Below are 13856 nucleotides of genomic sequence, written 5' to 3'. Positions count from 1 at the left end.
AGCCTGGCGCGATGAGCACCCCCCTCGGCCCCTACACCCCGGTGGTCCGCTCCGGCGACCTCGTCTTCGTCTCCGGTCAGGGCGGCCTGCTCGACGGGAGCGTCGTCGACGGCGGGGTGGCCGCGGAGACGGCGCAGGCGATGACGAACCTGCGCGACCTGCTCGCCGAGGTCGGCGCATCGCTCGACGACGTCGTCAAGACGACGTGCTTCCTGACCGACATGGAGAACTACGCCAAGTTCAACCGCGAGTACTCCGCGGCGTTCGGTGACCACCGCCCGGCGCGGTCGTGCGTGGCGGTCCGGTCGCTGCCCGCCGGGTTCCTCGTGGAGATCGAGGCGATCGCCCACCTCGCCGGCGGCGACTGAGTGGTCCGCCCGGCGCACGGGCTCCTCGAGATCCGCACGACCCCTCGACGTTCGGTGGCACCCGCACGCCGCGGGTAGGATCGGGCCCGTGCTCGGAGCGATCATCCTCATCGTCGCGATGCTCGCGATCCCCGTCGCGGTCCTGATGACCGGTGCCGCGGCGTCGGCCGGTCTCGGCGAGGCGATGCGGCGCGACGGGGTCGCGCGCCACCCCGACAGCGAGCTGCTCGAGCTCGAAGACTGACCGGTCGGTGAGCGATCCGCCGCCGACCGCCGGCACCGCCGACGTCGTGGTCGCGCACTCCCGCTGCGTCGCCACCGTCGACGACGAGCGGCGCGAGATCGACGACGGGTGGGTGGCGATCGCCGACGGCCTGGTGACCGCGATCGGTTCGGGTGAGCCCCCGGACGCGGTGACCACGATCGATGCGTCCGGGTGCCTCGTCACGCCGGGGCTGGTGAACACCCACCACCACCTGTTCCAGAACCTGACGCGGGCGTACCCGCCGATGATCGACAAGCCGCTGTTCGGGTGGCTGCGCTCGCTCTACCCGTTGTGGCGCACGATCGACGCCGAGTCGGTGCACGTCTCGGCCTGGGTCGGCCTGGCCGAGCTCGCGCTGTCGGGGTGCACCACCTCCACCGACCACCTCTACCTGCACCCCCACGGCGCCGGCGACCTGCTGACGGCCGAGATCGACGCGGCGCGCGACCTGGGGGTGCGGTTCCACCCCACCCGGGGGTCGATGTCGCTGTCGGTCAAGGACGGAGGGCTGCCCCCCGACGACGTCGTCGCCGACGACGACGAGATCCTCGCGGCCTGCGAGGAGGCCGTCGCCCGGCACCACGACCGGTCGTTCGCGGCGATGACCCGCATCGCCCTCGCGCCCTGCTCGCCGTTCTCGGTGACCGAGGAGCTGATGGTGCGCACCGCCGAGCTGGCCGAGCGCCTCGACGTCCGGCTGCACACCCACTTCGCCGAGAACGCCGAGGACGACGCGTTCAGCCTCGAGACGTTCGGCTGCCGCCCGACCGAGTACCTCGAGCGCACCGGCTGGTGCACCGACCGCACCTGGGTCGCGCACTGCGTGACCCCCGACGCCGACGAGATCGCCCGACTCGGCGCCGCCGGGGTGTCGGCGGCGCACTGCCCCTCGAGCAACATGATCCTGGCGTCGGGGATCTCACCGGTGGTCGACCTGCGCGCCGCCGGTGTCGACGTCGGTCTCGGCGTCGACGGATCGTCGTCGGCGGACAGCGCGTCGCTGTGGCTCGAGGCCCGTCAGGCGATGCTGCTCGCGAAGCTGCGCGACGGGGCGGACGCCGGATCGGCGCGGATGGCGCTCGAGATCGCGACCCTCGGCGGCGCTCGGTGCCTGGGGCGCGAGGGCGAGATCGGATCGCTCCGCGTCGGCGGGGTCGGTGATCTCGCCGTGTGGGACCTCACCGGGCCGGTCCACGCCGGCGCGGTGTCGGACCCCGTGGAGGCGTGGCTGCGCTGCGGACCGGTGTCCGCGCGCGACACCCTCGTGGCCGGGCGTGCGATCGTGCGCGACTCGCGGTTGGTGAGCGAGCGCGTCGCGGAGTTCCTCGTCGAGCACGACCGCCTCGCGCGCCGCGTCCAGCAGGCGATCTGACGCGCCGCGACCGGGTGCGGGCGCGCCAGGGGACCGGCCCCGAGGTCGCGGCGGACCCGACGAGGCGCCGGCGGGGACCGGTGACGTGGCGTGGCTGCGGCGACTCGCCAGACTGTCGAGATGCGCGCCGGCCCGATCGCTCTGATGTGGTTCGCCGCGCTCGCGCCCGTCGCGTGCTCGACGACGGAGGCGTCGTCGGGCACCGCCGCCACGACGACGTCCAGCGCCGCCGCGACGACCGCTGCCACGACGACGACCACGACCGAGCCGAGCGGACCGCGCGCCGAGCGCCCCGCCGCGGTCGCCGAGATCGTCGTGATCGGCGACTCGATCACCGTCGGCGCCACCCCGTCGCTCGAGGAGCAGCTCGCGCTCGCGGGCTACCCGGTCACGATCCTGGCCCAGGAAGGCAAGCGGATGGACGCCGACCCGGGCGGGAACACGAGCGGGACCGACCTCGCGACGTCGCTGGCCTCCGAACCCGACCCCGAGCTCGCCGCCGACCCGGCCGAGCGGTTGTGGGTGGTCGCCCTCGGAACCAACGACATCGGCAACTCGACCGAGGTCGACGACATCGTGGCGGTCGTCGACGAGGTGCTCGAGCCGATCCCCGACGACGCGCCGCTGATCTGGATCGACACGTGGATCGCGCACCGCGCCGAGGGCAGCGAGCTGATGAACGCAGCGATCGAGCGAGCGCTCGACGAACGGGGCAACGCGACGGTCGGCCGGTGGAGCGAGCTCGCGACGGACCCCGGCGTGCTCAGCGGCGACGGGGTGCACCCGAGCGATCGCGGCTCGATCGAGTTCGCCACCCTCGTCGCCGAGACGGTCGAGGACTTCGTCGGCGCCTGAGGGCCGCGCTCCGATGGTCGCGCGCCGTCGGTGCACCGCGAAGCTGCGTCCTCGACCGACGTTCGGCCGACCCCTCGGGAGACCGGGGGGATCCGTCCACCGAGGAGACCGATGGATCGCACGCCCCCCGCCCCCGCTGACACGACCTCCCCTCGCCGACGGGCGCCGAGTCGGGTCGGGCTCGCAGCGCTCGCGTCGGTGACGATGGCCGTCGCCGGCGGCTTCGTCGGAGCGCGGGTCGCCGCGCAGAGCGCCCCCTCCGCGTCGGCACCGTCGCACTACGTCGCGATCGACGGCTTCCGGGCGTACGACTCGCGCACGATCGACGATCGCGAGCGGATCGATTCCCAGCGGATCATCGGTCTTCAGAGGTACGACGGCGTCGAGCCGAGGATCCCGACCGAGGCCGTCGCCGTCGCGTACACGGTCACCGCGACCGCCACCGAGGGCAGCGGGTACGCGGCTCTGCAGGGTCTCGAGGACGAGCGAACGGAGATCATCTCGAACCTCGCGTGGACCGGCTCCGGCCAGCGCGAGGTGAACAGCGGGATCGTGCCGACGTTCCGCGGCGACAACCCGAACGACCAGCTCGCACGGCTGACGGTCGGCGGGACCGGCGCCGCCGCTCACGTCGTCATCGACGTGGTCGGCTACCTGCTGCCCGCCGACTGACGTGGTCGGACGACCCGTCGGGCCGCTCCGACGGACGCACGTGGGTCAGGTCTCCCAGCGGGACTGGCCGAAGCGGTAGCCGACCGAGCGCACCGTCTGGATCAGCCCGGCGTGCTGCTCGCCGAGCTTGGCGCGCAGGCGCCGGACGTGGACGTCGACGGTGCGGGCGCCCCCGTAGTACTCGTAGCCCCACACGCGGCTCAGCAGGATCTCACGCGTGAACACCTTCCCCGGGTTCTGCGCCAGGAACTTGAGGAGCTCGTACTCCATGTAGGTCATGTCGAGCGGTCGGCCGGCGATCGACGCCTGGTAGGTCTCGAGGTTGAGGATCAGCTCCCCGTACTCGACGAGATCGGCGGAGGTGACCTCGACCTCGGCGGTCAGCATGTGCCGGAGCCGGGCCTCGAGCTCCGCGGGGTGGAACGGCGAGAGGCAGAAGTCGTCGAACAGGTCGTCACGGTGCTGCAGCTCGCCGATCTGGGCGCCGGTGACCAGGACCAGCGCGCGCGCCGGGTCGGAGTTCTGCTTGCGCGCCGAGCGCAGGAACGCCCACGCGCCGTCGAGGTCGGCGGAGGCGTCGACGACGATGCCGGCCCAGCCGCCGTCGGGCTCGGCCTCGTTCGCGGCCGAGATCGTCGCGACGGCCTTCCATGAGTAGCCGGCGAGATCGAGGGTGCGCGCGAGCTCCGGCGGCGCGGGGTCGGCGAGCACCACGAGCATCCGCGCGCCGTCCCCGCTCACAGCGCCCTCAGGTAGCGATCGCGCTCGAACGGCGTGACCTGGGTCTTGTAGGCGCGCCACTCGGAGCGCTTGTTGCGCAGGAACCACTCGAAGATGTGCTCGCCGAGGGCCTCGCGCACCAGGCTCGACTCCTCCATCACGACGAGCGCGTCGTGGAGCGACTGGGGGAGCTTGTCGATCCCGCGCTGGCCGAGCTCGTCGTCGTCGATCTCGAACAGGTTGGCGTCGGCCTCGACCGGCAGCTCGTAGCCGCCCTCGATCCCGCGCATCCCGGCCGCGAGGATGACGCTGAACGCGAGGTACGGGTTGCAGGCCGGATCGGCGGAGCGGTACTCGATGCGGGTGGCGAGCGGGTTCGAGCTCTTCGCGATCGGGACGCGGATCAGGCCGCTGCGGTTGTTGCGCGCCCAGCTGATGTGCACGGGGGCCTCGAAGTCGGGGACGAGGCGCTTGTAGCTGTTGACGGTCTGGTTGGTGACCGCCGTGATCTCCTTCGCGTGCCGCAGGAGGCCGGCCATGAAGCACTTCGCCGTCTCGCTCAGGCGGTAGCGGTCGTCGCCGTCGTAGAAGGCGTTCTCGTCGCCGCGGAACAGCGACATGTGCAGGTGCATCCCCGAGCCCTGCATCCCCTCGACGGGCTTGGGCATGAAGGTCGCGTGCACCCCGCTGCGGGCCGCGATCTCGCGCACCGCGAGGCGCAGCGTCATCACCGAGTCGGCCATCGTCATCGCATCGGTGTGGCGCAGGTCGATCTCCTGCTGGCCCGGCGCGTCCTCGTGGAAGCTGTACTCGACGGGGATCCCCATCGTCTCGATCGTGCGGATCGTCTGCTTGCGCAGCTCGCCGGTGAGGTCGTTGGTGGTGTGGTCGAAGAAGCCGCCCTGATCGATGGGGACCGGCTCGGCGCCCGGCACCGGGGGCTCGAAGTAGAAGAACTCGACGTCGGGAGCCATGTAGAAGGTGAGGCCGGCCTCGTGGGCGGCGCGCACGTGGCGGCGCAGCACCTGGCGGGGATCGCCCTCGAAGGGGGTGCCGTCGAGGTGGTGGACGTCGCAGAAGATGCGCGCCTCGGGGGCGAGGGGGTCGCCCCACGGCAGCAGCTCGTAGGTGTCGGGGTCGGGGATCGCGAGGACGTCGGACTCCTGCACGCGGCTGAAGCCGTCGATCGAGGACCCGTCGAAGGTCATCCCGTCCGAGAGCGCGTTGTCGAGCTCGGGCGGGGTGATCGCGAGGCTCTTGAGGTTCCCGAGCACGTCGGTGAACCAGAGCCGGATCAGGCGCACGCCGCGCTCCTCCACGGATCGCAGGACGTAGTCGCGCTGCTGCTCGAGCATGCTCACCCCACCAGCCTTCCAGGTTCGATCGGGGACGGAAGAAGAGGACGACGAGGGGCGAGAGATCGCTCCCTCGCCCCTGTCGCCCGTCGGTGCTCTCGGCCGCCCGCCGGCGGCCGGAGCGCTCAGCTCAGCTCGGCATCGCCGAGCAGACGGTGTCCGTCATCAGCCGGGCGACGACGTAGGGGTCCATGTTGCCGTTCGGGCGACGATCCTCGAGGTAGCCCTTGCCGTCCTGGTCGACCTGCCACGGGATGCGGATCGAGGCGCCGCGATCGGACACGCCGAAGCTGAACTGGTCGAAGCGCTGCGTCTCGTGGGCGCCCGTGAGGCGGTCCTCGACGCCGGCGCCGTAGTTCTTGATGTGCAGGGCGGCCTTCTCGCCGAGTGCCTTGCACCCCTCCTCGATGAACCTGAGGCCGTCGTCGTCGCGCATCTCGGCGGTGGAGAAGTTGGTGTGCGCACCCGCGCCGTTCCAGTCGCCCTTGACCGGCTTCGCGTCGATGCTGATCACCACGCCGTACTCCTCGGCGATGCGGTGGAGCAGCCAGCGCGCGACCCACAGCTCATCGCCGACCTCGAGCAGGCCGCGCGGTCCGACCTGGAACTCCCACTGACCGGGCATGACCTCGGCGTTGATCCCCGACAGGCCGACGCCGGCCCTGAGGCACGCGTCCATGTGCTCCTCGGCGATGGTGCGACCGGTGATCGCGTACTCGCCGACGCCGCAGTAGTACGGGCCCTGCGGAGCGGGGTAGCCGCCCTCGGGGAACCCGAGCGGGCTGAGATCGGACTTGAGCATCGTGTACTCCTGCTCGATCCCGAACAGCGGCTCGTGCTTCTTGTACTTCTTCGCCGTCTTCGCGGCGGCGGCGCGCGTGTTGGTCGGGTGCGGCTTGCCGTTCACGAGCATCACCTCGCACATCACGAGCACGTCGTCCCCGCCGCGGATCGGGTCGGGGAACGCCCGGACGGGCTTGAGCACGCAGTCGCTCTTGTCGCCGGTCGCCTGGTTCGTCGAGGAACCGTCGAAGCCCCAGATCGGGTAGTCGTCCGTCGGCTCGTCGAGGATCTTCGTCTTCGAGCGCAGCGACGGGGTCGGTTCCGTCCCGTCGATCCAGATGTACTCGGCCTTGATTGCCACGTGTCTGTCCTCGTTCTCTCGCTGTCGGTGGTGGTCTCGTCGGCCCCTGCGGGACCCGGCGGACCCTATCGTGGGGCCCGAGACCGAGTTCGAAGGGTGCCCCACGCGTGGTTTCCGACCCGTTGCCCGTCCGTGAACGGAATGTGAAAGGGGGTCCCGGCGCTGGTCGGAGGGGGTCGCGGCCTGCCGAGTCGACCGCCCGGCGCCGAGGTCGTAGCGTGCGGTGATGCGTCGTGCGCTGTCCGTGCTGTCGATCGTCGTCGCCGCCGTGGTGGTGTCCCAGGGTGCCGGTGGCGAGCACCTCGGGGCCGCGCCGCCCGGGTTCGTCGACGAGGTCGTCGCCGACGTCGCGACGCTCACCACGGTCGAGGGCCTCCCCGACGGTCGGGTGGTGGTGCTCGAGCAGACGGGGCGGGTCCTGCGCGTCGACGACCGCGGCCCGGCCACCGAGGTGGTGACGCTGGCCGACTTCGCCGTGTGCTCGAACTCCGAGCGCGGCCTGCTCGGCTTCGCCACCGACCCGGCCTTCGTCACGGCGGGGTTCGTGTACGTCTACCGCACCGTCGCGGCGAACGCCCCGGGCGGGTGCGTGAACCGCGTCAGCCGGTTCTTCATGGACGAGGGCGGGATCGACACCGCCAGCGAGGTGGTGCTGATCGACCGCATCTCGGCGGTCAACGGCAACCACAACGGCGGCGACGTCGAGGTCGGCAACGACGGGTTCCTCTACGTGGCCACGGGAGACGCCGGGCGCGACCCGCGCGGCGACTCCGGCACGGCGGGAGCGAACGACGCCGCCCAGGACCTGTCGCTGCTGAACGGCAAGATCCTGCGCGTCGACCGGGTGACCGGGCGGGCGCCGTCGTCCAACCCGTTCACCGGCCCGGGGACCGCGGAGTGCCGGCTGCGCGGCAACACCGCCGCGACCCCCACCACGACGTGCCGGGAGATCTTCGCGTCGGGCCTGCGCAACCCGTACCGGTTCGCGTTCGACCCGAACACCGACGACACCCGGTTCCGGATCAACGACGTCGGCCAGGGGGCGCGCGAGGAGGTCGACGAGGGCGTTCCCGGGGCGAACTACGGCTGGCCGATCCGGGAGGGCCGTTGCCCGCAGGGCGAGAACCCGCCCTGCGCCGGACCTCCGAGCGGCCTGGTCGACCCGATCGCCGACTACGGCCACGACGACGGCCTGTTCGTCACCGGAGGGGCGTACGTGCCCGACGGCGCCTGGCCCGCCGCGTACGACGGGACCTACCTCGTCGCCGACGGGGCGCTGGGCACCGTGTGGGCGTACCGCGGCGGCAGCGACGTCGCGAGCTCGGAGGTGTTCGACACCGTGTCGCGACCGACCGACCTGGCGTTCACGACCGGACCCGACGGCGCCGAGCTGTGGTACGTCCAGCAGAACGGCGAGATCCACGTCGTGCGGCCCCCGCTCGCGCCGGCTGCCGCCGACAGCGGCCCGCAGCGCTACGAGGCGCTGCCGGCGCTCGATCGGCGCTTCGACTCGCGCGCCACGTCGTCGGGCTCGCCGCTGCGTGCCGGGCAGACGCGCCTGGTCGACCTCGACGCTCCCGCCGAGGCGACGGCCGCCGTGGCCAACGTGGCCCTCGTCCAGCCGCGCTCGCAGTCGGCGTTCGCCACGGCGTGGGCGCCTCGCACGGCACGACCGGCCACCTCCAACGTCAACGCTCCGCCGGCCGACAACGTCTCGAACCTGACGGTCGTCCCGCTCGACTCCGAGGGCCGTGCCCTCGTCTTCACCCAGGCGACGGCGCACGTCCTGATCGACGTCGCCGGCTTCTACGTCGACGAGCCGGGGGCGGTCGCGGCCGGGCGCTTCACGGCGACCGACCCCTACCGCCTGGTCGACACCCGCCGGCCGTTCGCCGACCTCAACGTGTACGCGCGTCGCCCCGCGGGTCGCGGCGAGCGGGTCGAGGTGCTCGTCGCCGGCGAGGGCGGGGTGCCGCTCGACGTCGATCGGGTCGACGCGGTCGCGGTCACGATCACCGCGATCAACTCGACGTCGCCGACCCCCGGCTTCGCGACGGCGGTCAGCCAGGGTTCGCCGCTCCCCGTCGCCTCGAACGTGAACGTGAACAGCGCTCCCGACGTCCGGGCCAACCTCGCGCTCGTCGCGCTCGACGACCGGTCGCGGATCGACGTGTACCTGGAGCGCGTCGACGAGGTCGTGGTCGACGTGGTCGGCTACGTCACCGGCGATGCGTCGGCGCCGGCCACCGGCGGCCGCTTCCACCTCGTCGCCCCGAGCCGAGAGGTCGACACGCGCGTCGGCCTCGGCTTCGGGCGGCTCCGCGCCGGCGCCCGAGCGGGGATCGACCCGAGCGCCGCGCCGGCCTCGGCGTCGGCGGTCGCCCAGAACCTCACGTTGGCCCGGACGGCCGGTCGGGGCTACCTGACGGCCTTCTCCGGTGGCGCGGTGCCCGAGGTCTCCAACGTCAACGCGAGCGGACCCGGCCAGATCCGGGCGGCGTTCGCCCTGACCCGCCTCGACGCCGGCGGCGAGGTGCTCTTCGCCGGCGAGTCGTCCACCGACCTCACGGTCGACGTGCTCGGCTGGTTCGAGTAGTCGTCTCACGGCGGGCCTCGCCACGGCGGAGCCCGCCGGGCGCGGTCGTCGCCGGTCCCGTCAGGGCTCGACGACGGTGGTCTCGTCGAGCTCGGGGTCGGCGGCGATCTCGTCGGGCGTCCAGGCGACCTGGCGCCACTCCTTCTCGCTGAACCGGATCGTCGGGGCGGCGAAGCCCTCGGAGTCGCGCAGCCCCGTCTGGCCGTAGGTGAGCATCGCCGACGCGCTCGGGTCGCCGGCGGTGTAGTCGACCACGAGCAGGAAGCTGGCCCCGTAGTTGATCGGGTACCCGTCGCCGCGCAGCTCGCCACCCGGGACGACGAGGTCGCCGCGGGTCGGCGCCTCCTCGCCCGAGGTGCCCCGCGACGACCACGACACGACGTTGGTCACCCCCTCGAGGTCGGTCCCGCCGTGGATCGGGATCCTGTCGCCCGTGCGCGACGTGAACTGCGCGGAGCCCAGCGTCGAGCCGACGTCGAAGCCCCCGGCGCGCAGGGTCTGCACGGCGCGCGCCATCGCCTGCAGGACCGGAGCCGGGTCGGCGGTGAACCCCGCCGGCGTGGTCGTCGGCCGCTCCGGATCGAACGGCTCGGAGAAGAGGGTCCCGGCCTCGGTGAGATCACCCCGATCGAAGCGGGCCAACGTCTCGCGCCACAGCGTCGCGCCGGAGCTGTCGAGGTCGAAGCGGCCGTCCCACCCGGCGAGCACGTCGCACGCGGGAGTCAGGTCGACGGTCTGGGCCGGGAGCGCGACGGCACCGTCGTCGTCGATCAGCTCGGGCACCTCGACGATCGGGGCCGCCCGGCAGGCCTCGACGACGGGGGCGCGCAGCAGGCGCGCCGTCGACGCCGCGTTGTCGAGCACCGCGCCGCGCAGCTCGGCGGGGCTGAACAGGCCGTCGTCCCCGGCCAGCCCCTCGCGGTTCGTCGACGACAGGACCGCTGCGTTCTGGCGCGTGCGCATCGACTGGGCGATCCCCTGGCGACCGAACATCACCGAGTGGTCGCCCGACAGGGTGAACTCGTCGCTGGGGACCCAGAAGCTGTCGTTCGCGTTGAACACGTAGTCGTCGCGCTCGACCTTCGGGAACTCCTCGTACGCGACGAGCCCGGGGTCGCGCGATCCCTCGACCTCCTCCCACCGGAACCGGCTGTCCGAGCCGTCGAGCAGGATCACACCCGACGCCGCGGCGAGGCTCGTCAGGCCCTCCCCCGAGTCGCGCTCGGCGATGTAGAGCAGCTCCGCCTCGGCCGACAGGTTCGGGGTGGCGGAGGTGTCGGCGTACCAGGTGCGACCGTCGGCCCCGACCGCGATCGTGTTGAACAGCGGCACCCCCTGGTGGCGCCGGTGGGCCTCGACGACGTCGTCCAGGCTCGACACGTCGAGCAGGTCGGCGTAGAGCTCGACGAACTCGTCGTTGTCGATGTTGGCGTCGCGGTAGGTCACCACGCGCTCGGAGCTCCAGCCGACGCCGGGGAAGTCGAGGATCGGGCCGTACTCGCTGCGGTGCAGCGTGCGCGCCTCGCGATCGAACGACCCGTCGGGCCGCAGGATCTCGACGGTGTGCTCGACGGCGGTCATCTCCCGCGGTTCGCCGTCGACGAGGTAGGTGGTCGCCGAGCCGGGAGCGAGGTCGAGCGTGTAGGCCGTGAACCGGTGGCCCGCCGACACCGTGTGCGTCCAGGCGGCGCCGGCGGTGAACCCGATCCCGACGCCGGGGAGCCCGACGAGCTGCGCCCCGTAGACGTCGATCTCGCCGGGGACCGTGAGGTGGACCTCGGCGAAGCGCAGCTCGCCCTCCCACGGGAAGTGCGGGTTCGCGACGAGCATCCCGCCCGAGCCGCCCTCGGTCCGCTCCGCGCCGATCGCCCACCCGTTGGACCCCACGTCGACGGGGGGCGCCAGCGCGGCGAAGCCCTCGGCGGTCGCGTCGTCGGACGGCGGTGCGCCACCGGGGGGCGCCGCGTCCGGCGCCGCGGGGGGTCGCGCCGAGGCGATGAAGTCGGTGAGGTTCGCGCTGCTGGCGAGCAGCGCGACGGAGCGGGCGTAGGCGTAGACGTCGAGCGCCTCGACCGGCGCGATCCAGTCGTCGCCGGCGCACCACCCGTCGAGGTCGCCGTCGCCGTCGTCGAGTCGTCGGTTCCACCCGGCGGCGAACGCCTCGAACTCGGAGCGCACGTCCTGCGACGCCGCGGCGAAGTCGTCGGCGGCGACGCCGACGACGTCGATCGCCCGCCACGCGAAGTCGCTCTCGACGTTCTGGCCGTCGGCGCCGGGGCCCTGGTGGGCCGAGCGCTCCCCCCGGATCTTGAGGATCTGGTCGACGAGGGTGCACCCGTGGTCCTGCGCGCTGACGTAGCCCTGCCCGAACGCGAGGTCGTCGACGTCGCGTCCCTCGATGTGCGGGACCGAGCCCGTCGTGCGGCGGATCGTCGCCTCGTACGCGGGAGGCTCGGGCGCGGACGTCGTCGTGGTCTCGGACACCGTCGCGGCGGTCGTGGTCGTCGTGGTGTCGGGCGAGGTCGGCAGCGGGATCGACTCGGGACCGTCACCGGGCGTGCAGGCGGCGGCGACGAGCGCGACGGCGCCCAGCGCGGCGGCCACCGTCCTCCTCGATCCCGACCGCTGGCGCACGACCCCCCATGTTGCCAGACCTCGAGGCGGCGGACGGCTCGACGGAGGGGTCGATCGGGCCGGGGCTAGGGTCGGCCCGGTGACGGTGCTCCGAGTCGCGCTCGCCCAGCTCAACCCCACCGTCGGCGCGCTCGAGGCCAACCTCGCCAAGTTGGTCGCGGCCTACGACGAAGCCGAGTCCGCCGGCTGCGACATCGTCGCCTTCCCCGAGCTCTCGACGACGGGGTACCCGCCGGAGGACCTCGTGCTCAAGCCGGGGTTCGTGGAGGACAACCTCGAGGTGCTCGAGCGCTTCGCGGCGCGCACCGGTCGCTGCGCCGCCGTGGTCGGCTTCGTCGACCAGGACCGCGACCTGTACAACGCGGCGGCGGTGTGCGTCGGCGGGGCCGTCGTCGGGCGGTACCACAAGCGGCTCCTGCCGAACTCGACGGTCTTCGACGAGCAGCGCTACTTCACCGCCGGCGACCTGTCCGACCCGCTCGAGCTGTACTTGATCGGTGGCGTGAAGGTCGGCATCTCGATCTGCGAGGACATCTGGAGCCCGTCCGGCCCGGTCGCCGAGCAGGCGGCCGCGGGTGCCGAGCTGAACGTGAACATCAACGGGTCGCCGTACGCGGTGGACAAGGACGCGGTGCGCGAGCGACTGCTCGCCACGCGCGCGACCGACTCGAGCTGCGCGATCGTCTACGTCAACCAGGTCGGTGGCCAGGACGAGCTGGTGTTCGACGGCGGGTCGGTCGCCCTCGACCACGAGGGCGCGCTGCTCGGGCGCGCCGAGCAGTTCCGCGAGCAGCTTCTCGTCGTCGACGTGCCGGTCCCGCCGGTGTACCGCAAGCGGCTGCTCGACCCGCGCGGCCGGGCGACCGAGGCGCTGCTCCCCGTGGTCGAGGTGTCGACCGCACCGGTGGGCGCCGCGTCGCCGCCGGCCTCGCCGATCGCCGAGCCGTTCGACGCCGATCGCGAGCTCTACGACGCCCTCGTGCTCGGCACCGGCGACTACTGCCGCAAGAACGGCTTCGACGACGTCGTGATCGGTCTGTCGGGCGGGATCGACTCGACGATCGTCGCGACGATCGCGGTCGACGCCCTCGGCGCGGACCACGTGCACGGGGTGTCGATGCCGTCGCGCCACTCCTCGGACCACTCGCGCTCGGACGCCCAGCTGCTCGCCGAGAACCTCGGCATCGACTACCGGACGATCTCGATCGAGCCGGCCTTCGAGGCGTTCGAGGAGATGCTCGCGGAGTCGTTCGCGGGGCGCGAACCCGGTCTCACGCTCGAGAACATCCAGTCGCGCTGCCGGGGGCAGACCCTGATGGCGCTGTCCAACGAGTTCGGGTGGATGGTGCTGACGACGGGGAACAAGAGCGAGCTCGCGGTCGGGTACTTCACGATCTACGGCGACTCGGTGGGCGGGTACGCGGCGATCAAGGACGTGCTCAAGACCCGGGTGTACGACCTGTGCCGCTACGTCAACCGGCGCGACGGCCGCGAGGTGATCCCCGAGGGGGTGATCACCAAGGCGCCGTCGGCCGAGCTGCGACCCGATCAGCGCGACGACGACAGCCTGCCCCCGTACGAGGTCCTCGACCCGATCCTGCAGCTCTACGTCGAGGACGACCGCACCGCCGGCGAGATCGTCGAGCTCGGCCACGACCCCGACCTCGTGCAGCGGGTGACGCGCCTCGTCGACGTCGCGGAGTACAAGCGGCGTCAGAGCCCGCCCGGGGTGCGCGTCAGCCGCAAGGCGTTCGGCAAGGACCGCCGCCTGCCGATCACGTCGCACTACCGCGGTTGATCGCGACGGCCCCACCACGACCACCCCACCACGACCGCTCCACCACGACGTCTCCACCACGACGTCGGGCGCGCCGG

11 protein-coding genes are annotated in these 13856 nt (G+C 72.4%); 7 read left to right on the top strand and 4 right to left on the bottom strand.

Translation table 11 applies throughout. From position 1 onward, the window contains the following. Positions 1-11 precede the first annotated feature (11 nt). From ACOOHC_RS17225 to ACOOHC_RS17205, 5 genes are all read left to right on the top strand, one after another. Entirely contained in the window at positions 12-368 is a 357-nt protein-coding gene (locus ACOOHC_RS17225) for a RidA family protein (protein WP_420451625.1), read from the top strand. 88 nt (positions 369-456) lie between these two features. After that, the gene (locus ACOOHC_RS17220) at positions 457-612 is read left to right on the top strand and encodes a hypothetical protein (protein WP_420451624.1); all 156 of its coding nucleotides are present in this window, start codon (positions 457-459) and stop codon (positions 610-612) included. Positions 613-619: 7 nt separating this feature from the next. Beyond that, positions 620-2005 carry an 8-oxoguanine deaminase gene (locus ACOOHC_RS17215; protein ID WP_420451623.1) on the top strand — a complete coding sequence of 462 codons (1386 nt, stop codon included), beginning with the start codon at positions 620-622 and terminating at the stop codon, positions 2003-2005. A gap of 120 nt (positions 2006-2125) precedes the next feature. After that, positions 2126-2860, top strand: coding sequence for a GDSL-type esterase/lipase family protein (locus ACOOHC_RS17210; RefSeq protein WP_420451622.1), 735 nt, complete (start codon positions 2126-2128; stop codon positions 2858-2860). A gap of 111 nt (positions 2861-2971) precedes the next feature. Next, entirely contained in the window at positions 2972-3532 is a 561-nt protein-coding gene (locus ACOOHC_RS17205) for a hypothetical protein (RefSeq protein ID WP_420451621.1), read from the top strand. Between the two features lie 45 nt (positions 3533-3577). Here ACOOHC_RS17205 and ACOOHC_RS17200 read toward each other — a convergent pair whose 3' ends face one another. The 3 genes from ACOOHC_RS17200 to glnII all read right to left on the bottom strand — a co-directional run bounded on the left by ACOOHC_RS17200 (position 3578) and on the right by glnII (position 6751). Next, positions 3578-4273 carry a winged helix-turn-helix domain-containing protein gene (locus ACOOHC_RS17200; RefSeq protein WP_420451620.1) on the bottom strand — a complete coding sequence of 232 codons (696 nt, stop codon included), beginning with the start codon at positions 4271-4273 and terminating at the stop codon, positions 3578-3580. Further along, a complete protein-coding gene (gene glnA / locus ACOOHC_RS17195) occupies positions 4270-5607 on the bottom strand; it encodes a type I glutamate--ammonia ligase (RefSeq protein WP_420453819.1) in 1338 nt (445 codons plus the stop codon). Before glnA ends, ACOOHC_RS17200 begins: the two co-directional genes overlap by 4 nt. 130 nt (positions 5608-5737) lie before the next feature. Beyond that, entirely contained in the window at positions 5738-6751 is a 1014-nt protein-coding gene (gene glnII, locus ACOOHC_RS17190) for a glutamine synthetase GlnII (RefSeq protein WP_420451619.1), read from the bottom strand. A gap of 226 nt (positions 6752-6977) precedes the next feature. On the opposite strand from glnII, the gene ACOOHC_RS17185 reads away from it, so the two are divergent. Next, the gene (locus ACOOHC_RS17185) at positions 6978-9347 is read left to right on the top strand and encodes a PQQ-dependent sugar dehydrogenase (RefSeq protein WP_420451618.1); all 2370 of its coding nucleotides are present in this window, start codon (positions 6978-6980) and stop codon (positions 9345-9347) included. A gap of 60 nt (positions 9348-9407) precedes the next feature. Here the strand turns inward: ACOOHC_RS17185 and ACOOHC_RS17180 are convergent, their stop codons facing one another. Continuing rightward, positions 9408-11951, bottom strand: coding sequence for a penicillin acylase family protein (locus tag ACOOHC_RS17180; protein ID WP_420451617.1), 2544 nt, complete (start codon positions 11949-11951; stop codon positions 9408-9410). Between the two features lie 109 nt (positions 11952-12060). Here ACOOHC_RS17180 and ACOOHC_RS17175 point away from each other — a divergent pair, with 109 nt between their 5' ends. Next, complete coding sequence (locus tag ACOOHC_RS17175; protein WP_420451616.1) at positions 12061-13779, top strand: NAD+ synthase; 1719 nt, start codon at positions 12061-12063, stop codon at positions 13777-13779. Positions 13780-13856 lie beyond the last annotated feature (77 nt).

This window comes from Ilumatobacter sp., assembly GCF_965215205.1.
Lineage (GTDB): Bacteria > Actinomycetota > Acidimicrobiia > Acidimicrobiales > Ilumatobacteraceae > Ilumatobacter_A.
The sequence above is the reverse complement of the archived record's forward strand: the minus strand, read 5'-3'. Positions and strand labels throughout refer to the sequence as shown.